Annotated in this window: 22 protein-coding genes and 1 pseudogene; 8 read left to right on the top strand and 15 right to left on the bottom strand. The window is 71.1% G+C overall.

The annotated features are described in order from the left end of the window. Positions 1–157 precede the first annotated feature (157 nt). Positions 158–403: a hypothetical protein gene (locus ABZ845_RS02345; protein ID WP_360972009.1), complete on the bottom strand. Its 246-nt coding sequence runs from the start codon at positions 401–403 to the stop codon at positions 158–160. Further along, on the bottom strand, positions 391–642 hold the full coding sequence (locus ABZ845_RS02340) for a hypothetical protein (protein ID WP_360972444.1): 252 nt from the start codon (positions 640–642) through the stop codon (positions 391–393). Before ABZ845_RS02340 ends, ABZ845_RS02345 begins: the two co-directional genes overlap by 13 nt. Positions 643–915: 273 nt before the next feature. Here ABZ845_RS02340 and ABZ845_RS02335 point away from each other — a divergent pair, with 273 nt between their 5' ends. Further along, positions 916–1,635, top strand: coding sequence for an XRE family transcriptional regulator (locus ABZ845_RS02335; RefSeq protein ID WP_360972442.1), 720 nt, complete (start codon positions 916–918; stop codon positions 1,633–1,635). A 2-nt stretch (positions 1,636–1,637) separates the two neighbouring features. Continuing rightward, a complete protein-coding gene (locus ABZ845_RS02330; RefSeq protein ID WP_360972008.1) occupies positions 1,638–2,108 on the top strand; it encodes an NUDIX domain-containing protein in 471 nt (156 codons plus the stop codon). Between the two features lie 163 nt (positions 2,109–2,271). Here ABZ845_RS02330 and ABZ845_RS02325 read toward each other — a convergent pair whose 3' ends face one another. The 5 genes from ABZ845_RS02325 to ABZ845_RS02305 all read right to left on the bottom strand — a co-directional run bounded on the left by ABZ845_RS02325 (position 2,272) and on the right by ABZ845_RS02305 (position 7,854). Then, positions 2,272–3,282: an LLM class F420-dependent oxidoreductase gene (locus tag ABZ845_RS02325; protein WP_360972006.1), complete on the bottom strand. Its 1,011-nt coding sequence runs from the start codon at positions 3,280–3,282 to the stop codon at positions 2,272–2,274. A 112-nt stretch (positions 3,283–3,394) separates the two neighbouring features. Next, positions 3,395–4,225, bottom strand: a complete 831-nt coding sequence (locus ABZ845_RS02320; protein WP_360972004.1) for a hypothetical protein — start codon at positions 4,223–4,225, stop codon at positions 3,395–3,397. 160 nt (positions 4,226–4,385) lie between these two features. Next, a complete protein-coding gene (locus ABZ845_RS02315; RefSeq protein ID WP_360972002.1) occupies positions 4,386–5,327 on the bottom strand; it encodes an N-acetylmuramoyl-L-alanine amidase in 942 nt (313 codons plus the stop codon). A gap of 10 nt (positions 5,328–5,337) precedes the next feature. Continuing rightward, positions 5,338–6,000, bottom strand: coding sequence for a class I SAM-dependent methyltransferase (locus ABZ845_RS02310; protein ID WP_360972000.1), 663 nt, complete (start codon positions 5,998–6,000; stop codon positions 5,338–5,340). A 114-nt stretch (positions 6,001–6,114) separates the two neighbouring features. Next, positions 6,115–7,854, bottom strand: a complete 1,740-nt coding sequence (locus tag ABZ845_RS02305) for an MFS transporter (RefSeq protein WP_360971998.1) — start codon at positions 7,852–7,854, stop codon at positions 6,115–6,117. Positions 7,855–8,028: 174 nt separating this feature from the next. Between ABZ845_RS02305 and ABZ845_RS02300 the strand changes: the two genes are divergently transcribed. Continuing rightward, entirely contained in the window at positions 8,029–9,219 is a 1,191-nt protein-coding gene (locus ABZ845_RS02300) for a lipid-transfer protein (RefSeq protein ID WP_360971996.1), read from the top strand. 180 nt (positions 9,220–9,399) lie between these two features. After that, complete coding sequence (locus tag ABZ845_RS02295) at positions 9,400–9,657, top strand: hypothetical protein (protein WP_360971994.1); 258 nt, start codon at positions 9,400–9,402, stop codon at positions 9,655–9,657. A 60-nt stretch (positions 9,658–9,717) separates the two neighbouring features. On the opposite strand, the gene ABZ845_RS02290 is transcribed toward ABZ845_RS02295, so the two are convergent. Continuing rightward, complete coding sequence (locus tag ABZ845_RS02290; protein WP_360971992.1) at positions 9,718–10,515, bottom strand: SDR family oxidoreductase; 798 nt, start codon at positions 10,513–10,515, stop codon at positions 9,718–9,720. Positions 10,516–10,622: 107 nt separating this feature from the next. Between ABZ845_RS02290 and ABZ845_RS02285 the strand changes: the two genes are divergently transcribed. Next, on the top strand, positions 10,623–11,234 hold the full coding sequence (locus ABZ845_RS02285) for a TetR family transcriptional regulator (protein ID WP_360971990.1): 612 nt from the start codon (positions 10,623–10,625) through the stop codon (positions 11,232–11,234). A 79-nt stretch (positions 11,235–11,313) separates the two neighbouring features. Here ABZ845_RS02285 and ABZ845_RS02280 read toward each other — a convergent pair whose 3' ends face one another. The 5 genes from ABZ845_RS02280 to ABZ845_RS02260 all read right to left on the bottom strand — a co-directional run bounded on the left by ABZ845_RS02280 (position 11,314) and on the right by ABZ845_RS02260 (position 15,621). Next, positions 11,314–11,955 carry a response regulator transcription factor gene (locus ABZ845_RS02280; protein WP_360971988.1) on the bottom strand — a complete coding sequence of 214 codons (642 nt, stop codon included), beginning with the start codon at positions 11,953–11,955 and terminating at the stop codon, positions 11,314–11,316. A gap of 144 nt (positions 11,956–12,099) precedes the next feature. Next, a complete protein-coding gene (locus ABZ845_RS02275) occupies positions 12,100–12,513 on the bottom strand; it encodes a hypothetical protein (RefSeq protein ID WP_360971986.1) in 414 nt (137 codons plus the stop codon). A gap of 63 nt (positions 12,514–12,576) precedes the next feature. Then, positions 12,577–13,938: a sensor histidine kinase gene (locus ABZ845_RS02270; protein WP_360971984.1), complete on the bottom strand. Its 1,362-nt coding sequence runs from the start codon at positions 13,936–13,938 to the stop codon at positions 12,577–12,579. Positions 13,939–13,954: 16 nt separating this feature from the next. After that, complete coding sequence (locus ABZ845_RS02265) at positions 13,955–14,671, bottom strand: ABC transporter permease (RefSeq protein ID WP_360971982.1); 717 nt, start codon at positions 14,669–14,671, stop codon at positions 13,955–13,957. Continuing rightward, a complete protein-coding gene (locus ABZ845_RS02260) occupies positions 14,671–15,621 on the bottom strand; it encodes an ABC transporter ATP-binding protein (RefSeq protein WP_360971980.1) in 951 nt (316 codons plus the stop codon). The genes ABZ845_RS02265 and ABZ845_RS02260 overlap by 1 nt, the downstream gene beginning before the upstream one ends. Before the next feature lie 277 nt (positions 15,622–15,898). Here ABZ845_RS02260 and ABZ845_RS02255 point away from each other — a divergent pair, with 277 nt between their 5' ends. The 3 genes from ABZ845_RS02255 to ABZ845_RS02245 are packed head-to-tail and all read left to right on the top strand — an operon-like array spanning position 15,899 to position 18,869. After that, entirely contained in the window at positions 15,899–16,756 is an 858-nt protein-coding gene (locus ABZ845_RS02255; RefSeq protein WP_360971978.1) for a MaoC/PaaZ C-terminal domain-containing protein, read from the top strand. A gap of 43 nt (positions 16,757–16,799) precedes the next feature. After that, the gene (locus tag ABZ845_RS02250; protein ID WP_360971976.1) at positions 16,800–17,876 is read left to right on the top strand and encodes a Zn-dependent alcohol dehydrogenase; all 1,077 of its coding nucleotides are present in this window, start codon (positions 16,800–16,802) and stop codon (positions 17,874–17,876) included. 36 nt (positions 17,877–17,912) lie between these two features. Then, positions 17,913–18,869 carry a 3-oxoacyl-ACP reductase gene (locus tag ABZ845_RS02245; protein ID WP_360971974.1) on the top strand — a complete coding sequence of 319 codons (957 nt, stop codon included), beginning with the start codon at positions 17,913–17,915 and terminating at the stop codon, positions 18,867–18,869. Between the two features lie 98 nt (positions 18,870–18,967). Here ABZ845_RS02245 and ABZ845_RS02240 read toward each other — a convergent pair whose 3' ends face one another. Beyond that, positions 18,968–19,120 (bottom strand): hypothetical protein, encoded by a 153-nt coding sequence (locus ABZ845_RS02240; protein WP_360971972.1) that lies wholly within the window; start codon positions 19,118–19,120, stop codon positions 18,968–18,970. A 685-nt stretch (positions 19,121–19,805) separates the two neighbouring features. Further along, positions 19,806–20,828: pseudogene (locus tag ABZ845_RS02235) on the bottom strand (hypothetical protein); the annotation flags it as partial. Positions 20,829–20,904 lie beyond the last annotated feature (76 nt).

The following is a 20,904-nucleotide window of genomic DNA, read 5'->3' as shown; positions in this document are numbered from 1 at the left end:
GGCTGAGGCCAGAACCTCATGGCCATGGGCACGGCACGCACGTAAGGACCCGCCCCTGCCAGGGCTGACGAGGAGGGGGAGCCTCGATCGGCCGTGCCCGGCAGGGACGGGAGTTAGGTGGGTCAGCGCGGTGCGACGCCTGGTCGAGAGAGGCGGGTCACGTCTGGCGCCAGGTCCGCCAGGGGCGGGTGATGATCTCCCGGTAGGTGTGGTGGGACGGGTTCTGGCCGCAGTGCCGCAGCACCCAGTCCTGCGGTTCGGCGAAGTCCTCGCTTGACGGTGAGGTCTCTCCGTCCACGACACACTGCATCGCGTACAGGACCGGCTCCGCGTCCGGCTCGCGATCGGGCTGGAGCGTCCAGGTCTCGTACCGCAGGACCGAGCGAGGAGTCACCGTCCCCACCTCCGGTTGGCCACGGCCACCTTCGCGCTCAACTCCTCCGTCGGAGTCGGTGGGCGAACGTCCTCGGGCGGCACGTCCCACTCCCGGCCACCGCGCGGCGGTCGAAGCTGCACGTACGGCCCCACATGCCCCATCACCACGCCCACCTTGCCGCTCCGCCGGTCGACCACCAGGGCGCCGGCATCGGGCGAGACGGTGTGCCCGTCGGCATCAGGAGTGGGGGACGTCATCATGACCACCCCGGCGAGGCGGCGCACGACCGGGCGTCCAGTCGCAGGGCGGGAACACATGGGGTGGCGCTCATTCGCACGGTGACGCTCCTCGGCGGCGTTGATGCGTGCCCCTGGGCCTGTTGGTGCCGCAGGGTCGGCACCGATCTTCACGCCGGTCACCGGGACGAAGGAACCTCCACCAAAACCCACTTCGGGACGTCCCGCAGCCTGTAGAACGTCCCTAGTGCCGTCCTGGGACGAAAGGGGAGACTCGTGCCGAACGAGAGACTACGAGCCGTCATGACGGCGGGAGGCTGGACGTACGCCGCACTCGCTCAGCAGGTCGAGGTCGACCCCAAGTCGGTCGAGCGCTGGGTGAACCTCGGGCGTATCCCACGCCGTGCCACCGCCCTCCAGGCGGCCAAAGCCCTGGGAGAAGACGTGCACGCACTCTGGCCGGCGCTCCGCCAGGCCCGCCCCGCCCGCGCCATCAGCCCCGAACTGGTGGCGCTTTACGAGCAGCGGGCCGACATCCCCGTCTCGGCGTTCACCGACCTCATGGCCCAGGCCCGGGAACGGATCGACATCCTCGTCTACGCGGCCGTCTTCCTCCACGAGGCGTACCCGCGGCTGAACGAACTCCTCACCGAACGCGCCGCCGAAGGCTGCACCGTCCGCATCGCGATCGGGGACCCCGACAGCGATAACGTCCAAGCCCGCGGCCAGGAGGAGCGGTTCGGCCACGGCATCGAATCCCGCTGCCGCCTCGCGCTCATGCACTACAGGCCCCTCGCCGCCACCCCGGGTATCGAAGTCCGCGCCCACGGCACCACGCTGTACAACTCCCTCTACCGCGCCGACGACCAGCAACTCGTCAACGCACACGTCTGGGGCGTCAACGCCTACGCCGCCCCTGTATGGCACCTTCGCCGAAACCAGGAGAGCGGCATGTTCGACACCTACGCTGAGAGCTTCAACGCCGTGTGGGCGACGGCAACCCCCGTACGAGAGGAAGGCTGATCGTGGCCCGCACCGAGTACTACGACGACCCGAACGCACCTAAGCCGAACAGCATGGTCGTCGCCGCCTCCGCCGTCGTCACCGACGACCACGGGCGCATCCTCCTCCAGCGTCGCCGTGACAACGACCTGTGGGCCCTGCCCGGCGGCGGCATGGACCTCACCGACTCCCTGCCCGGCACAGCCGTCCGCGAGGTCAAGGAAGAGACCGGCCTGGACGTCGAGATCACTGGCCTGGTCGGCACCTACACCGACCCGAAACACATCATCGCCTACACCGACGGCGAGGTCCGTCGCCAGTTCAACGTCTGCTTCACCGCCCGCATCACCGGCGGCCGGCTGGAGATCTCCGACGAGTCCACCGAACTCCGGTACGTACCGCCGGAAGAGATCGAGCAGGTGCCGATGCACCACACCCAACGGCTCCGGCTCCAGCACTTCCTGGAACACCGTGAAAGCCCCTACCTGGGCTGAATCGCCTGACGGCAGTAGCGACGGCAACACCAACGGATTTCCGCGCACAACCACGGACGCCAGCGGAACACAAAACCCACGCTGACCAGCGAAGAAGCAGGTAGAGGGGTACCGCCTAGCACACGTACTATGTGCTGGCAGGTCATGAGATCTGACGGGAGCCCTAGCAGTTGAGTTCCGCCAGCACCCGTAGTGTGTGAGGGTCCGGGGACAGGGCCAGCAGGTCCGTCACCGGGCCCTTGCGCCACAACTCCAGGCGTTCCGCGATGCGTTCGCGCGGTCCGACGAGTGAGATCTCGTCGGCGAAGGCGTCGGGCACGGCCAGCACCGCCTCCTCCCGCCGGCCCTCCTGGAACAGCCGCTGGATGCGGCGCGCCTCCTCCTCGTACCCCATGCGCGCCATCAGATCGGCGTGGAAGTTGCGGGCCGCGTGGCCCATCCCGCCGATGTAGAAGCCGAGCATCGTCTTCACCGGCAGCAGCCCGTCCGCCACGTTCTCGCAGACCCTCACCTGGGCCATCGGTGCGATCAGGAAGCCCTTCCGGAGTTCCGCGAGCGCGTTCTCGTACGTCTCCGGGCGGCTCGGCGACCAGTACAGCGGCAGCCAGCCGTCCGCGATCCGGGTCGTCTGCGCCACGTTCTTCGGCCCCTCGGCGCCGAGCAGAACCGGCAGATCGGCGCGCAGTGGGTGGGTGATCGGCTTGAGGGGCTTGCCGAGGCCGGTGCCGTCCGGGCCGGGATAGGGCAGGGGGTGGAAGCGCCCGTCCAGCGCCACCGGGGCCTCGCGGCGCAGGACCTGGCGTACGACGTCGACGTACTCGCGGGTCGCGGTGAGCGGCGACGCGGGAAACGGGCGGCCGTACCAGCCCTCGACCACCTGCGGCCCGGACAGGCCGAGGCCGAGCATCATGCGTCCGCCCGAGAGATGGTCCAGGGTGAGCGCGTGCATCGCGGTGGTGGCGGGGGAGCGTGCCGCCATCTGGGCAACCGCCGTGCCCAGCTTGATCCTCGACGTCTGCGCGGCGATCCAGGTGAGCGGGGTGAAGGCGTCCGAGCCCCATGACTCGGCGGTCCACACTGAGTCGTATCCGAGCCGCTCGGCCTCCCGGGCCAGCGTCACATGGTCCGCCGTCGGGCCGCGGCCCCAGTAGCCGAGCGCCAGTCCGAGCCGCATGCCGCCTCCTGGGAGATTCATTGACGGTGCATCAGATGGCTTGGGCGCGCCCGACTGTACGACAAAGGCCCCCCGCCCGGAAGGGCGAAGGGCCTCACTGCGGGAGACGCGGTCAGCCGCGCTGGATGCCGCTCGTGTCCTGGAGCACACCGCGACGGCCGTCCTGCGTCTGCGCCACCAGACCGGGGCCGCGCTGCTCCACGGCCAGGTACCAGGTCCCCGGGGCGAGTTCGGCGATCGGGGTGGGCGAGCCGTCCTCCGCGAACAGCGGGCGCGGCACAGGTACCGCGAACCAGAACGGCGAGAAGTCCCCGGCAGGAGCAGGAGCAGGAGCAGGAGCAGGTGCCGGTGCCGCCTGCTGCTGAGGCTGCTGCCCGCCGAAGGGACCGGCCTGCTGCGGCTGCTGGCCGCCGAACGGCTGCTGCTGCTGGGCGCCCGGGTAGCCGTAACCGCCCTGCGCCTGCTGCATGCCGTAGGGCGCCGGGGCGGCGGGCGCGGAGGCGGAGAGCAGGGCGGCCTTGAGGGCCGGGACCAGCGGGGTGGCGATCGCGGCGCCGGCCAGCAGGAGGGCGGCGATCAGGCCCAGGATGAGGCCGGAGCCCGCGCCGACGTTCGTATCCTGGTAGACGTCGCTGAACGCGCCCAGCGGGTCCAGGATCGTCCAGAACGACGTCCACGCGGCGAAGACGGTCAGGCCGACGCCGAGCTGACCGAGGTCGAGACCGGCGACCTTGCGCGGCTGCGGCATCATGCGGGTGAGGACGATCAGGACCGCACCGACGATGCCGCCGACGTACATGCTCATCACCAGGCCGAGGTTGTCCCAGGCGTTGAAGCTCTTGCTGCCGGAGCTGTCGAACGTGTCGAGAAACGACGCGATGAACAGCAATACCGCTGCTCCGATCACCACGCCGTCGCCTCTAGTGAGGGAGCGGATATTCACTTCGGGTCCTTCGTCTGTCGTCTGAACGTCGTAGTGGAGGCGTCGCTGTCACCAGGTCGGCTTCGGGCCGCGGTGCGAAGCGCGGGGGTGGCCCCTCATCGTAGGGATGACACTATCGTCTGCCCGGTCCGCGTGTCCGTCGGGTTCGTATCCTTGATCGCTACCCGCGCAAGAAACCCACGATTCCCTCAGAGATCCCTTGCGCCGCCTTCTGCCGCCACGCGCCGTTCGTGAACTGTGCCGCGTCCTTGCTGTCACGCATGTTGCCGCACTCGATGAACACCTTCGGAACCGTCGACAGATTGAGACCGCCGAGGTCGCTGCGTACGACGAGACCGGTGCCGTGGCCCACGTAGTTGGAGGGGGCGCTGCCGGTGACCCGGACGAAGCTGCCCGCGACGTGCTCGCCCAGATCACGCGAGGAGGCCACGATCGGACGGGTGTCCGCGGCACCCGAGTGCACCGTGGCCGGAAGGATGACATGGAAGCCGCGGTCACCGGCAGCGGCGCCGTCCGCGTGGATGGAGATCGCCGCGTCGGCGTGCGCCTGGTTGCCGATCCGGGCCCGTTCGTCCACACACGGACCCCACGCCCGGTCGCCGTCCTGGGTGAACTTCACCGTGGCGCCCTGCGCTTCGAGGAGCGTGCGCAGCCGGCGCGCCACGTCAAGCGTGAACCGGGCCTCCGTGTAACCGGAGTTGGTGGCGGTGCCGGTGGTGTCGCACTCCTTGCTGTTCGTCCCGATGTTCACCTTGCGGGCGATCTCGGAGGCATGCTGGAAGTTGCCGGGGTTGTGCCCCGGGTCGATGACGACGACCTTGCCCGAGAGGGGGCCGGAGCCGGGACGAGCGGCTGCCCCGGGTGTGGCGGCGGGCGACGCGGCCGGTCTCTTGCCGTCGTCCGGCGGGGAGGCCGCGGCGGAGGGCGCGGAGCTCTTGGCGGACGCCGTGCCGGCCGGGCCGTGGCCGGAGTCGGCCACCGCCTCGTAGACCAGCCATCCCACGAGCGCGGCCGGCACCAGCGCGGCGACCGCGAGGGTCAGCGGACCGCGCCGGGGGCGGCGCGGCTGGGGAGGATCGAACTCGGGACCTGCGTACGACATGTCTGCGACCCTAACGGCGCGGGTGGCCCGGCGCCTTCGTTCGCTGCAGGACACGCAGCGAGTCGGTCGCCGACACCTCCGTGAACTCGCCGGACTCCAGTGCCCTGAGGTAGACGCGGTAGGGAGCCTGGCCGGTGAACTCGTCCTCCGGCTCGGGGAAGACGTCGTGGATGACGAGCAGCCCGTCCGGCGCCACGTGGGGGGCCCAGCCCTCGTAGTCGGCGTTGGCGTGTTCGTCGGAGTGGCCGCCGTCGATGAAGACGAGGGCGAGGGGGGAGTTCCAGACGCCCGCGATCTGGGGCGAGCGGCCGACGAGAGCGACCACGTGGTCTTCGAGGCCGGCCTTGTGGAGGGTGCGCCGGAAGGTGGGCAGGGTGTCCATCAGGCCGATCTCGGGGTCGACCGTCTCCGGGTCGTGGTAGTCCCAGCCCGGCTGCTGTTCCTCGCTGCCGCGGTGATGGTCGACGGTGAGCGCGACGACCCCGGCGGCGCGGGCCGCGTCGGCGAGCAGGATCGTGGAGCGCCCGCAGTACGTGCCGACCTCCAGCAGCGGCAGCCCCAGCCGCCCGGCCTCGACGGCGGCCTCGTAGAGCGCGAGGCCCTCACGCCCCGGCATGAACCCCTTGGCGGCCTCGAACGCGGCCAGGATCTCGGGCTTGGGCGCCGGGGGCATGGGGGCTCCTTACGGTCGGTCTACGTGTAGGCGCCCATGCTGCCGCACCCCCCGTCACGTGGGCGAACGGGGGGTGCGCAGGGAGGGCCCGGTGCGGGCGGCCGTTGCCGGCTGTCAGACGGGGACCGTCTCGCCGGGCAGGGCGAGGTCCAGGTCCACCGTGCCGTCGTCGCCCGGGTGGATGGCCGAGGAGGCGAGCGGGGCGTGGCCCGCGGCCTTCGCTGCCAGGACGTAGGGCCCCTCGCCCGGGACGGCCAGCGCGTATCCGCCGTCCTCCGCGGAGAGCGTGGCACCGGCCTGGCGGCCCCGGCGGTCGATCAGTGTGACCTTGGCGCGGGCGACCGGGGTGCCGCCCGCGTCCAGGACCCGTCCGCGGAAGCCGCGCAGTACCTCTTCGGCACGCTCGAGGCCCGCGTCCTCCTCGCTGCCGGCGCGCAGCTGCGGGGCGGTCGCCGGGCGCCGGCGCGGCAGGAAGACGGCGAGCAGCAGACCGACGGCGACCGCGGCCGTCGCGATCAGGAAGGAGACGTGGAAGCCGTGCATGGTCGGGATCGCGACCCCGTGCACCTGCTGCGCGGTGTTGGTGAGCACCATGCCGATGACGGCGCTGGAGACCGAGGTGCCGATGGAGCGCATGAGGGTGTTGAGGCCGTTGGCCGCGCCCGTCTCGGAGGCCGGGACCGCGTCGACGATCAGTGCGGGCAGCGAGGAGTAGGCGAGGCCGATACCCGCGCCCAGGACCACCGAGGTGACCACGGTCTGCCACGCCGCGCTCATCAGGCCGAGGCCGCCGCCATAGCCGAGGCCGATGACGATCAGGCCGATGATGAGGGTCGTCCTGGGGCCGTACCGGGCGGACAGGCGGGCGTAGACCGGCGCGGTGAACATCATCGTCAGGCCCAGCGGAGCCACGCACAGACCGGCGACGACCATCGAACGCCCGAGGCCGTATCCGGTGGCGGCCGGGAGCTGGAGCAGCTGGGGCAGGACGAGCGAGACGACGTAGAACGAGACGCCGACCATGATCGAGGCGAGGTTGGTGAGAAGCACCTCGCGGCGGGCCGTGGTGCGCAGATCCACGAGCGGGGCGCTCAGGCGCAGCTCCAGCAGGCCCCACAGGACGAGGACGAGGGCGGAGCCCGCGAACAGGCCGAGAGTGGTGCCGGAGGACCAGCCCCAGTCACTGCCCTTGGTGATCGGCAGCAGGAGCAGGACGAGACCGGCCGACAGGCCGATCGCGCCGAGGATGTCGAAGGAGCCCTCGGCGCGGGCCGGGGACTCCGGCACGACGAGGAGGGTCAGCACGATGGAGAGGACGCCGAGCCCGGCGGCGCCGAAGAAGAGGACGTGCCAGTCGGTGTGCTGGGCGACCAGGGCCGCCGCGGGCAGCGCGAGTCCGCCGCCGACGCCGATCGAGGAGCTCATGAGGGCCATCGCCGAGCCGAGCCGCTCACGGGGCAGCATGTCGCGCATCAGGCCGATGCCGAGGGGTATCGCGCCCATCGCGAAGCCCTGGAGCGTACGTCCGACGATCATCGGCAGTACGGCGTCGGTGAACGCGCTGACCAGCGCGCCGACCACCATCACGGCCAGGCTGGTGAGCAGCATCCGCCGCTTGCCGTAGAGGTCGCCGAGGCGGCCCATGATCGGCGTGGCCACGGCGCCGGAGAGAAGGGTGGAGGTCAGGACCCAGGTGGCGTTGCTGGGCGCGGTGCTCAGCAGTTGCGGAAGATCCTTGATGACCGGGACGAGCAGGGTCTGCATGACCGCGACAACGATGCCCGCGAAGGCGAGCACCGGCACGAGCGCGCCGGAGGGCCTCCGTGTGGGCTGGTCGGTCGTCGTGTGCGTCATCGCGTGGGGCCTCCAGGCCAGGAGTGGAGCGGGGATAAGCCCCGGGTAAACCCCGTATGCCTGGGCAACTATTCCGATGCTTCAGCGTACTAACGAATCCTTGACCATCTCATGATGAACTGACGTTCCATCAGATCTATTGTATTGATGGAACATGTTCTACTCTCCCTCGCCATGAAGTCCTATGTGGCTGGTGTCGGTTTGACCCGTTTCGAGAAGCCCGAGACGCGTCAGTGGCAGTACTGGGACATGGCGCGGGAGGCGGGCGACGCGGCGCTCCGGGACGCCGGAATCACATACTCCGAGGTGGAACAAGTTCCCGTCGGTTACTGCTTCCAGCCCTCCACCGCCGGGCAGCGCGCCGTCTATGAACTGGGCCTGACCGGGGTGCCCGTCTACAACGTGAGCAACAACTGCGCCACGGGCTCGACCGCGCTGATGCTGGCCCGGCAGTTCGTCGAGGGCGGGGTGAGCGACTGCGTGCTCGCGCTGGGCTTCGAGAAGATGAAGAAGGGGTCGCTGGGCTCGGGCGCCGACGGGGGAGACTTCGCCGCGTCCCCCGTGGCCCGGCACTACGGGATCATGGCGGCCCGGCACGGCTTCGAGACGACCCCGCCCACCGCGCAGATCTTCGGTGACGCCGCCCGGGAGCACATGGAGCTCTACGGGACGACCGAGGCGCAGCTGGCGGCCGTGGCCGCCAAGAACCACCGGCACTCGGCGCACAACCCGTACGCGCAGTTCCAGGACGTCTACGAGGTGGACGACATCCTCGCGGCGCGCATGGTCCACCGGCCGCTGACCAAGCTCCAGTGCTCGCCCACGTCGGACGGCGCGGCTGCCGCGGTCGTCGTCTCCGAACGGTTCGTGCAACGGCACGGGCTCGGGGACAGGGCCGTCGAGATCGCCGCGCAGGCGATGGCGACGGACACGGGGGAGTCCTTCGCCTCGGGCTCGTGCATCGACGTCGTTGGGCAGCCGGTGACGCGGGAGGCCGCGCGGCAGGTCTACGAGCGTGCCGGTACCGGCATCGAGGACGTCGACGTCGTGGAGCTCCACGACTGCTTCTCCATCAACGAACTGCTGACCTACGAGGCGCTCGGCATGTGCGAGCCGGGGGAGTCCGGCAAGCTCGTGGAGTCGGGTGCGACGACGTACGGCGGACGCTGGGTGGTGAACCCGTCGGGCGGACTGATCTCCAAGGGCCACCCTCTGGGAGCCACCGGAATCGCCCAGATCGCCGAACTGGTCTGGCAGTTGCGCGGAGAGGCGGGCCCCCGCCAGGTCGACGACGCCCGCACCGCGCTCGCCCACAACATCGGGCTCGGAGGCGCGGCGGTCGTGACGCTGCTGCAGGCGCCGTAGCGACGGGGGCGCTCCAGGTCACCTGGAGCGCACGCTCCGGGTCACCTCGCCTCATGGTCGGCGCAAGCAACCCCGCCTGGGTGTGCGGCGGTCCTACCAAGGTGTCGTGTGCAGAGGATCAGCTCCTGGCGATCTCTGCCGACGCGTACCGGTGAACCGACTGGAAAGGGCGCGCACTCCATGGTGCTGGACCCCCGCTTCTGCCTGGACGTTCCGGAGGGTTTCGACGACTCCGACGCCGAGACCTGCGTACATCCCATGGCCAGGAAGCTGTTCGTCGCCCCCACTGCCGCGGATGCCTTCGAGAAGGCCTCCGGGTGGGTGCGGGAACAGAAGGTCCGTCTGGTGGACGTGTCGTGGGACTGCCTCCACGGCGAGGACGAGCCCTACTGCCTGAGCATCTATTTCACGTTCGAGGCGGATCCCGAAGACGCCTGACCGTATGAGCCGCCTTGAGACGGCCAGTGCTGTGGTCGGTAAACCTTTCCGGCCGCGGCGCTAGCGGGCGGCGGTCATGGATCCCATGACCAGGACCGCACGACGTCTGCTCAACCCCCGGCCCAGGCTCGCCATCACGCGGTTGAGCCGGCCGGAGACGACGCTCGGCGGTGGCGTGCGGCGGTCGAGGGCCCGTAGCGCCGTCGCCACGACCTCCTCGGGGGACTGGCGCCTGGAGCCGCCGTCCGCGGCGTCACTGCCGATGACGTCGAAGAACTCGGTGCTGGTCGCGCCGGGAGACAGTGCGATCACACGCAGGCCGGTGTCACGGGACTCCTGCCACAGGGCCTCGGTGAAGCTCAGCACGAACGCCTTGGACGCCGCGTAGACGGCCATGTTGGGTACGGGCAGGTACGCGGCCATGCTCGCGACGTTGATCAGCACCCCGGTGCCGGCGGTCCGCAGCGGCTCGATGAACGCCCGGCTGATGTCGACGACGCCCGCGACATCGACGCCGATCTCTTCCCGCAGGCGCTGTGGGTCTTCTTGATGGAACGGGCCGAAGGTGCCGAACCCCGCGTTGTTCACGAGGCTCGTCACGGCCAGGCCGCGCCGCGCCACCTCCTCGGCCAGGGTCTGCCCCGGTGCGGGCAGGCTCAGGTCGAGCGGTATGGCCGTTGCCCGGACGCCGTGGGCCGCGGTCAGTTCGGCGGCCAGTTCATCGAGCCGCTCTTGGCGCCGGGCGACGAGGACGACGTCCGATCCGCGCTGCGCGAGCCGGCGGGCGAACTCCGTGCCGATGCCGGCGCTGGCGCCGGTGATGAGGGTGGTCTGGCCGCGGTAGTCGACGGCGTTCATGGGTGCTCCCGGGAGAGGGCGGGCGTGCTCACAATGGCACTGTAGGCCTAAACTGGCACTCGATGTCAATATGGCACTGGGTGCGGATGGTGGTAGGCTGCGTACTCATGAACGATCACGAGGGCCGCCCGGCCGGACTGCGGGAGCGCACCCGGCGAGCGGTGCGGGACGAGATCGTCGCCACCGCGATGAGGCTGTTCCTCGAGCGCGGTTTCGAGGCCACGACCATGGAGCAGATCGCGGGCGAGATCGGCATTTCGCGGCGCTCGCTGTTCCGCTACTTCGGCACGAAGGAAGACATCGTGCTGGGTGACCATGCCGAAAGCGGCAGGGTCCTGCGGGCCGCGCTGGAGGCCCGTCCGGCGGACGAGCCCCCGTGGGAAGCGCTCCGTGCGGCCCTCAAGGCACTCGTGGAGTCCCTCCCCTACTCTCCGGAGGACTTCCTCAAGATCACCAGCATGCTCCACGCATCGCCCTCGCTGCGGGCGCGCCAGCTGGACAAACAGCAGCAGTGGATGGAACTGCTCGTGCCGGACATCGCCGTACGGCTGGGCTCCCCGGCGGACCCCATGACCGAGGTGCGGGCCCGCGCGCTCGTCGCCTGTGCCCTGGCCTGCTCCGCCATCGCGACGGAGACCTGGGTCCGCAGCAACGGGACGGTCGACATGGAACAGGTCTTCGACGAGGCGGCTGCCGCGGTACGCGGGCAGGGCACCTGAAGCAGATCCTCGGTGGGCATCAGGTGCGCCGTGCCGGGGGGCCGGTGACATCCGTGCCGGGTGAGTGCTTCACCCCCGCTCAGAGCCACCCCTGCTGCCGGGCCTCCCGTACCGCCTCCATGCGGTTGCGCGTGCCCGTCTTCCCGATGGCGGAGGACAGGTAGTTGCGGACCGTGGACTCGGAGAGATGGAGTCTCGCGGCGATGTCGGAGACCGTCGCCCCGTCCACGGACGCCTTCAGCACATCGCACTCGCGTGCCGTCAGCGGGCTCGGTCCGGCGCTGAGGGCCGCGGTGGCCAGGGCCGGGTCGACCACCGTCTCCCCGGCGAGCACGCGCCGTATCGCGGCGGCCAGTTCCTCCACCGGTCCGTCCTTGACCAGGAAGCCCGCGGCGCCCGCCTCCATCGCGCGGCGCAGATAGCCCGGCCGCCCGAAGGTGGTCAGGATCAGCACCCGGCACTCCGGGGCCTGTTCACGCAGCCGGGCCGCCGCGTCCAGGCCGCTGATGCCCGGCAGTTCGATGTCCAGCAGGGCCACGTCCGGGCGGTGGGCGAGCGCCGCGTCCACGATGGCGTCGCCCCGGGCGACCTGGGCGACGACCTCGATGTCCTCCTCCAGACCCAGCAGGAGGGCCAGGGCGCCGCGCATCATGCCCTGGTCCTCGGCGAGGAGGACTCGTACACATCGTGCCGGGCGGTGGTCCTGCGGCATCTCGTCCATGAGCCAAGAGTACGGGCGGACTTGCTGGTCACAGCGAGACCAGCCCCCTTCCGGTGAGTAGCGAGCCAGTGCCGGGGCAGGCAACGTTCGCCCCGCCGGCGAACGTTGCATGCCGGGGCGCTGACGCGAGGGCCTCTGGACATGTCAGGGAGCCGGGGCGGCGGTCGCTTCCGCAGGGGTCGCCGGAACATCCTCAGCGGCATTCTGGGCGCGGTCTCCGGAGGCGGCCATGTGGCCGTCCCTCTTCCGCAGACACGCCAGCACACCGAAGAAGCAGGCCAGGAAACCGCTGAGCAGCCCGGAGATCGCGTGGTTGAGAGCGTTCGCCGCGGCGGTGCCGGGCATCCCGACGACGACGTAGTTGGCCAGAGCACTCATCACCGCGCCGATCAGGCCTCCGATCAGGCCGTTGATGACGGCTTCGGGTACAGCCCTCGGTGTCGCGGCTGCGGGCTGCGCGCTTGGTATCGGCAGGGAGTCGGCATGCCTGGTGGCAGGGAACTTTGTGATGGTAGGGGTGACCGGGCGGAAGCCCCAGGGTCGATGACGAAGATCCATACTCCAGATGTTCGCTGCCGGGCCGACGTTGTTCACCCCGGTCTACTCCAACCGGCTCAGCAACTACCCGGCCGGCGGCCGCGAACGCCCCGGGTCCGCCCCTACGACGGTCCCGGGCGCCGTGGCCGTCGTGGACAGCGCCGTGCCGTGCGGCTCCACGGCAAGTGCTGGTTCCACCGGGAGTTCCGCGGTGACCGTGAAGCCTCCGCGCGGGGACGGGCCCGCGCTCAGGGAGCCGCTCGCCGACGCGAGGCGCTCCGTGAGGCCCTTCAGGCCGGTGCCGCCGATGCCCTCCACCGGTTCGGCCGCCGGGCCGCCCGTGCCGTTGTCCGTGACCGTCAGCCGTACCCGCTCGGGAGTGCCGTCGACGGCGATCTCGCAGCGGGTCGCGCCGCTGTGGCGTACGGCGTTGGTGACCGCCTCGCGGACCACCCAGCCGAGCAGCGCCTCCGTCTGCGGCACCAGAGGCGGGCCCGACTGCCGTACGACCGGTTCGATGCCGGCGGCCGTCAGGGCCGAGCGGGCCCGGTCCAGGTCCGTGGCCAGGCTGCCCTCTCGGTAGCCGGTCACCGCCTCCCGGATCTCGGTCAGCGCCTGGCGTCCGACCGACTCGATGTCGGTGACCTGCGCCAGAGCCGCGTCCAGGTCGCGAGAGGCCAGGCGACGGGCCGCCTCCGATTTCACGACGATCACCGAGAGGGTGTGCCCGAGCAGGTCGTGCAGATCGCGGGAGAAGCGCATCCGCTCCTGTTCCACCGCGCGGCGGGCCAACTCCTCGCGGGCGGCGCGCAGTTCGCGTACCGCCTCGGACAGGGACAGGATCGCCGACGTCACCATCGTCGAGATCCAGGTGGCGTACGCGATGTTGAGCCCGACCCAGCCCTCGCGGCCGAAGCAGACCGCGCCCGCGAGCACGGTGAGGGCCAAGACAGGGGTGTGCAGGAACGGGGCCCGCAGGATCGACCCCGTCGCCAGGCCCAGCAGCGGGAAGAAGTACAGCCAGTTGCCGCCGTACCCGATGGCCAGCCCGCAGGTCACCAGCACCATCAGGCCGAGGGCCACCCGCGTGGACAGGGCCTCCCGCGTCTCCTTCCTGAAGGCGCGGAAGACGACGTAGATATAGAGCGAGTTGAAGGTGAGAAGCCCGATGCCACCGACCCATGGGTTCGGGTTGCGGCCCTGCAGGAGGTTGGAGAAGGCACCCAGCCCCATGAGCAGCCACGGCAGCAGAGTGAAACCGTTCATCGGCGGGCCGGACGGCTCGGGGAACAGCGCCCCCAGCTTGTGGGCGGCCCGGCGCTCCGCCTTGAGCCGGTCCTTGTTCTCCTTGTACCACCGCTGCTGCTCGCGCCCCTGCCGCACCGCGGACCGCACCTCGTCCGCCTGGCAGGAGATTCCGTGTGCGATTCTGCGCGTCCAGGCCATGTCCCGCTTCCCTCGTTCAGGCGTTCGCCGCGCTCCGGCGGTACGACAGCACAGCGTACGAACCGAAGACCAGCAGCCAGGCGGACAGTATGAGGATCGGGCCGAGCGCCGGGACGTGGCCGTCGGCGACCGTCGCGCCGAGCTGCGCGTACCCATGGGTCGGGGTGTAGGTGGAGATCGCGCGCAGCCAGCCCGGGAGCAGCTTGACCGGGAGCCACAGGCCGCCGAGCACGGCGAGCCCCACGTTGCTGATGATGTTCGCCACGCCCGTCGTCTGCGCGGTCAGCCGGTAGCCGTTGCCGAGCCCGAGCAGGGTGAAGGGCACCGAGCCCAGCCACAGCAGCAGCGCGATCGCCGCCCACTGCCATGCGTGAAGCCGTACGCCGTTGACGAGACCGCCCGCCACGAACACCGCGACGATCGCGGGCAGCACCGTCACCGAACCGGTCAGCGCCCGCCCCACGACGACCTGGCGCGGGGTCATCGGGGTCACCCTCAGCTGCCGCAGCCAGCCGATCGCACGGTCCTCGGCGACCCCGCCACCGGTGTTCAGTGCCGAACCGACGGCGCCGTACGCGGCCATGCCCACCATGGAAGCCGTCTTCCAACCGCCGTCGCTGTTACCGACGTTGGTGAACAGCAGATACATCAACACCGGCATCGCCACCCCGCCGATCACAAAGCCCACGTCGCGCAGGGTCCGGCGTACTTCCAGCCACAGGTAGTCCAGCATCACACCGTCTCCGTCATCTTCTTCGTCGTCTCGGGTGCCGTCAGGGCCAGGAAGGCGTCGTCCATCGACGCGGGGGCGACCTCCAGGCCCCGTATCGCGTTCTGCCGCGCCAGCGAGATCACCGTCGCGTCCGAGTCGTCCGTCCGCAGTACCGCCCGGTCCCCGCGAACCTCGACCGACCGCACACCGGGCAGCAGGTCGAGGCCCTCGGCGCCGCGCCCGGCCAGGTCGAAGGAGACGAGGTTGCCCCCGGCCGCCCGCCGCAGCTGCTCGCCCGTGCCGTCCGCCACGATGCGGCCGTGGTCGATGACGACGATCCGGTCGGCGTACGCGTCCGCCTCCTCCAGGTAGTGCGTCGAGAACAGGAGGGTGTGACCCAGCCCGGCGTACGTCCGCATGGAGTGCCAGAACGCGTGCCGGGCCTCCACGTCCAGGGCCGCCGTCGGCTCGTCCAGCACGAGCAGCGAGGGGTTTCCGGCGAGCGCCATCGCGAACCGCACCCGCTGCGTCTGTCCGCCCGAGAGCCGGTCCACGCGCCGTCCGGCCAGATCCGCGATCCCGGCCAGCTCCAGGGCCCGCGCCAGGGGCATCGGGTCCGGGTAGCGGCCGGCCACGAACGCGACCAGCTCCCGTACGGTGACCCGCGTGACCGCCCGGGCCTCCTGGAGCATGGTGCCCACCTTGCCCGCGAGCACGGCATGCTGCGGGGTGGTGCCGAAGAGCCTCACCGCGCCCTCGTCGGGCTCGTTCAGGCCCAGCAGCAGGGAGATCGCGGTGGACTTCCCGGCCCCGTTGCGGCCGAGCAGGGCCACTGTCTCGCCGCTCGCGATCTCCAGGTCCACACCGTCCACGGCACGAACCGCACCGTAGGTCTTGACCGCCCCGGTGAAGGACACGGCGGGCGGTGTCCCGTTCGTCGCCCCCGTGGAAAGCCCCGTTGTCTTCGTCATGCCCACGACGCTACGGATACGGGCGCGCCCGCAGCAGAGGCGCTTGTACGGACTCCGGCGGGACAAATGTCACGGGTGGGCGGACGACGTGCCCGGCGAGGCATCTGACGTGGCGTCAGTCGTGGTCTTCACAAGTCACAGGGGCTGGGCTATACAGGGAGCGCCGTACTGGAACGCGTTCTAGAACCGGCGGGTTCCGCGGCCCCGTGACGACCCCGGTGCGGCCGACGGTGCGGACGGCCGCGCCGGGGTCTTACCCGCCAGTGTCAGGAGCCCCATGCCCATCGACGCAGCCAAGGCCCTCGCAGCCGAACCCCGGACCGGCGAGATCACCTGGGACAGCAAGGACGTCCAGCTCTACCACCTGGGCATCGGCGCGGGCCTTCCGGCGACCGACCCCGGCGAACTCCGCTACACCCTGGAATCCCGGCTGCATGTCCTGCCGAGCTTCGCCACCGTCGCCGGCGCGGGCGCGCCCGGTGTCATCAGCGGCCTGTCCCTGCCCGGCATCGAGGTCGACCTCGCACGTGTCCTGCACGGCGGCCAGACCCTGGTGCTCCACCGTCCCATCCCGGCCAAGGGAGGGGCGAAGACCACCTCCCGGATCGGCGGCCTGTACGACAAGGGCAAGGCCGCCATACTCGTTCTGCGCACCGAAGTCGCCGACTCCGACGGCCCGTTGTGGACCAGCGACTCACAGATCTTCCTGCGCGGCGAGGGTGGCTTCGGCGGCGACCGGGGGCCGTCCACCCGGCTCGAACCGCTCACCGCCGAGCCGGACCACGTGCTCGAGCGTCGCATCCGCGAGGACCAGGCCCTCCTCTACCGCCTCTCCGGCGACTGGAACCCCCTGCACGCGGACCCCGATTTCGCCCGGCTCGCCGGCTTCGAGCAACCCATCCTGCACGGCCTGTGCACCTACGGGATGACGCTCAAGGCCGTGGTCGACACACTGCTCGACGGGGACGTGACCCGCGTCCGCTCCTACTCCACGCGCTTCGCCGGAGTCGTCTTCCCGGGTGAGACCCTGCGTATCCGCCTGTGGCGGCAGGAAGGCTCGGTACGGGCAGCCGTGAGCACGGTCGAACGGGACGACGCGCCGGTACTCGCCGACACGATCGTCGAACACTCCTGAGCAACCCCGTTTCACCCAGTCAGTCTTCGAGGGGAGCCGCACCATGCGGGCAGCCGTACTGCACGAGATCGGCCAGGACAAACTGGAGGTCCTGGACGACGTCGAGGCGACGGGCTTCGGCCCGGGCAAGGTCAGGATCCGGATGCACGCCACCGGGCTGTGCCACTCGGACCTCTCCGCGATGAGCGGCGTCCTGCCGCAGCCCGCCCCCTTCGTACCCGGACACGAGGGCGCGGGCGAGATCCTCGAAGCGGGCGAGGGCGTCACCGGCCTGAAGCCCGGCGACCGCGTGCTCGTCTGCTGGCTCCCCGCCTGCGGCGCCTGTCCCGCCTGCCGGCGCGGCCAGACCGAGCTGTGCCTGGCCGGGTTCATGAACGCGGGCACCCCCAACTTCAAGCGCCCCGGCGGCGATGTCTTCGGCTTCGCGGGCACCGGGACCTTCGCCGAGGAGGTCGTGGTCGACGCGGGCTGCGCGGTGCCGATCCCGGACGACGTGCCGTACGACATCGCCGCCCTCATCGGCTGCGGTGTCACCACCGGCCTCGGCGCGGCCATCAACACAGCGGACCTGGAAGCCGGTTCGTCCGTCGCCGTGATCGGCTGCGGAGGAGTCGGGATCTCCGCCATCCAGGGTGCGCGGCTCAAGGGCGCCGCCGAGATCGTCGCCGTCGACCCGGTCCCCTCGCGCCGCGAGGCCGCCCTCCGTTTCGGGGCCACCAAGGCGGTGTCGCCCGACGAACTCCCCGACGCCAAGCAGCAGCTCACCGGCAGCGAAGGCTTCGACTACGTCTTCGAGGTCGTCGGAAAGTCCGCCACCGCGCGCACCGCCTACGAGAACACCCGGCGCGGCGGCACCCTCGTCGTCGTCGGCGCGGGCGCCATGGACGACTTCCTCCAGCTCAACATGTTCGAGCTGTTCTTCGACGAGAAGCGCATCCTGCCCTCGATGTACGGCGGCGGAGACGTACTGCGCTCCTACGAGAAGGCCGTCGCCCTCTGGCGCGCCGGGCGTATCGACCTGGCCGGACTGATCACGCACCGGGTGCCGCTCGCCGGGATCAACGAGGCACTGGAGCAGATGCGCACGGGCACGGCCCTGCGCACGTGCATCGAGATCTGAGCCCGCTCCCGATCCCCCTCCTGCGAAGGGAACTTGATGTCGCTGCCACTGGAAGGACTGTCCGCGGTCGTCACCGGGGCGGGCCGGGGCCTGGGCCGGGCCGAGGCACTGGAACTCGCCCGGCTCGGCGCGTCCGTCGTCGTCAACGACTACGGACAGCCGGGCCGGGACGGTTCGGGCGCGGCATCCGCCGCCCCCGCCGAAGACGTCGCCGTCGAGATCCGCGCGGCGGGCGGCCGGGCGGTCGCCCACACCGGGGATGTCGCCGACTTCGGCCAGGCCCGCGATCTCGTCGAGCGGGCCGTCACCGAATTCGGCGGGCTGGACATACTGGTCAACAACGCGGGCATCCTGCGTGACCGTATGGTCTTCTCGATGGCCGAGGACGAGTGGGACTCGGTGATACGGGTCCACCTCAAGGGCCATTTCAACACCACGCGCTTCGCCGCCGCCCACTGGCGGGCACGCTCCAAGGCGGCGGGCGGACCGGTGTACGGGCGGATCGTGAACACCTCGTCGGAGGCGTTCCTGGCGGGTTCGGCCGGGCAGCCCAACTACGCGGCGGCCAAAGGCGGGATCGTCGGCCTGACGACGTCGACGGCGCTCGCCCTCGCCAAGTACGGAGTCACGGCGAACGCGATCTGCCCCCGGGCCCGCACCCGTATGACGGAGGACGTCTTCGCCGGGTTCGAGCAGCCCGACGAGGGCCTCGATCCGCTCGCCCCCGAGCATGTCGCCCCGCTCGTCGGCTACTTGGCCTCACCCGCCGCCGCACGGGTCAACGGGCAGCTCCTCGTCGTGCACGGCGGCATGGTCGCCATCGCCGAACGGCCGTGCATCCAGGCGAGGTTCGACACCAAACAGGACGCGTTCACGTACGACGAACTGGACGCGCTGCTCACCCCGCACTACGCACAGCGGCCGACGGGGGAGACGTTCGCGGCCGTGGAGGTGCTCGGACTGCGCCACGAACAGGCCTCGTCGGAGCGCTGAACGACCGTGCAGGAGAAAGAATGAACGGGGGAGAAGACGAGAGCGGAATACGACAACGGCCCCGCCCGTCGTGTGACGTGCGGGGCCGTGCGGACGCGTCAGTCCCGGTCCGCCTGCTCTGACGGCCTACGGTGCCGTCCGTGCGCCGTTTCCTCGTGGTCCTCGGCGGAGAACGAACCACGGTGTCGTCCGTGCCCGTGGTTCTCCTCCGCCTCGGCGTCCAGAGGCGCTGTGGTGCTGGTGTCGCTCATTGTGTAGTGCTCACCCCGAAAACCTGATCCTTCGTACAGCCGGGCGAGTCTAACGGGCGGCTGCGACAACGGCGTCAGGGGCTGGGGCTCGTGTCGCGGCCGGGGTCCGCAGCGGGGCCGGGGCCGCGGTGGCGGCGGAGGCCCGTAGCGGGGCCGGGCCCGTAGCGGTGGCCGGGGTCCGTAGCGGGGCCGGCGTCGGGGTGGCGGCCGGGCCCCGTCGGGGAGCCGGGGCCGCGGCCGGGGGCACACGGCTGCCGCCGCGTCCCTCTCCGCTCCCCAGCGGCCTTCTCCGCGCCTCGACGGGCACCACCCCGGTGCGCACCCACACGAGGGGACCCCGCTCGGTGCCCCCCGGACCCGCCGTCGACGCCTGTCGAGCCCGCCCCTGTCCGCCCTGCCCACCGGTTTGCGGCCGCGGAGACCAGCTCGGCTCGCCGCCTTGTGACCGCGGAGCCGGGCCCTGCCCGTCCTGCTCCCCAGCTCGCGGTAGCGGGGCCCGGTCCGGTGCCTGGACCCGCCGCAGCAGCGCCTGCTGCAACGGCACCGGCCGCGCCGCCACCCGCTGCCCGGCTGCGGGGACCGCCGGCCCGCCCGCGCTCTCCGCGGGCGGGCCGTCCGTCCCCCCTGCCGCCGAGGGGCCGTCCGCCCTCCCCGCCGACGGCGCGACCGCTCGCGGGGGTGCCTCGATCCGCGCCACCCCGCACCGCACCGCGCCGTTCGCGTACGGCAGCCGCAGCACCCCCTCCCGGGTCCACAGCCCCGCACCCGTCAACCAGCCCTCCGGCGCCGCGAAATGGTGGACCCGGCGGTCCGCCGGTCGCCACACCCCCACCCAGCTCCCGGTCGGCCCCTCGATCCGCAGCGCCACCGCGCAGCTCTCCGGCGTCAGCGCCTGCCCCGGCTGGATCGCGAACGGAACGGTCGGACAGCCCAGACGCAGGCACTCGGGGAAGCGCACCGGCAGCGCGCTCCCCAACACGCCCCAGCCCAGCCGGTCCTGGCCGGGCTCGGGCGCGTCCGAGCGGATCAGCAGCAGCCCGCTGTCCGGATCGGCCAGCAGCAGACGGTCGTTGCTCCCCTCCGCGATCTGCAGCAGCGGCGAGACCTCACCGCCACGCTCCAGATCCACCACGACCGTCTTCGTGGGCCCCCCGTTCACCGCGCGGTCGAGGGCCAGCATCCGGCCCGCGCGATCCAGCCACACGCCGCCCGAGCACCGGCCCGGCACCCGAGCCAGCCGCTGCGGTCCGGCCTGACCGCCCGCGACCAGCCACACCGTCGTCGAGCCCGCGTCCACCGCGAGCGCGTACGCACGGTCTCCCGCCGGAGCGGGCGGCAGCAGCCGCAGCGCCTGAGCGGGGCCCTCCACCGCGCCCAGCGGCAGCTCACCGGTGCCGGGACCGGTCGGGTACAGCAGCGAGAACTGGTGCCGCCCGGCCACGGCCCGGTGGATCAGCACCCGCCCGTCGGCCAGTGGCTGCACCTCGGTGCCCGGGTCCTCGGGCTGGTTGCCGGGCAGCGGTACGGCGTACGGTTCCGGGCCGTCCAGGGTCCAGCGCTCCGGGAACCAGGACGGTCCGGCCGGCGCGAGACGTGCCGCGTAGGCCCCGTCCGCGGTGATCACACACCCGGACCGTACCGCCCATGCGTCCCCGTCCGCCGTCGCGGTCACCGTCGCGGCCGCTGTCGCGAAGGCACACTCCGTCATCGTTCGGTCACCTCCGGCGAAGAAGCTAGTTACGTACGCGCGGCCGTGACCCCCACCGCGGGACGCTTCACACATA

Source organism: Streptomyces sp. NPDC047022 (genome assembly GCF_040644155.1).
Lineage (GTDB): Bacteria > Actinomycetota > Actinomycetes > Streptomycetales > Streptomycetaceae > Streptomyces.
This window is presented reverse-complemented; position numbering and strand designations above follow the sequence as displayed.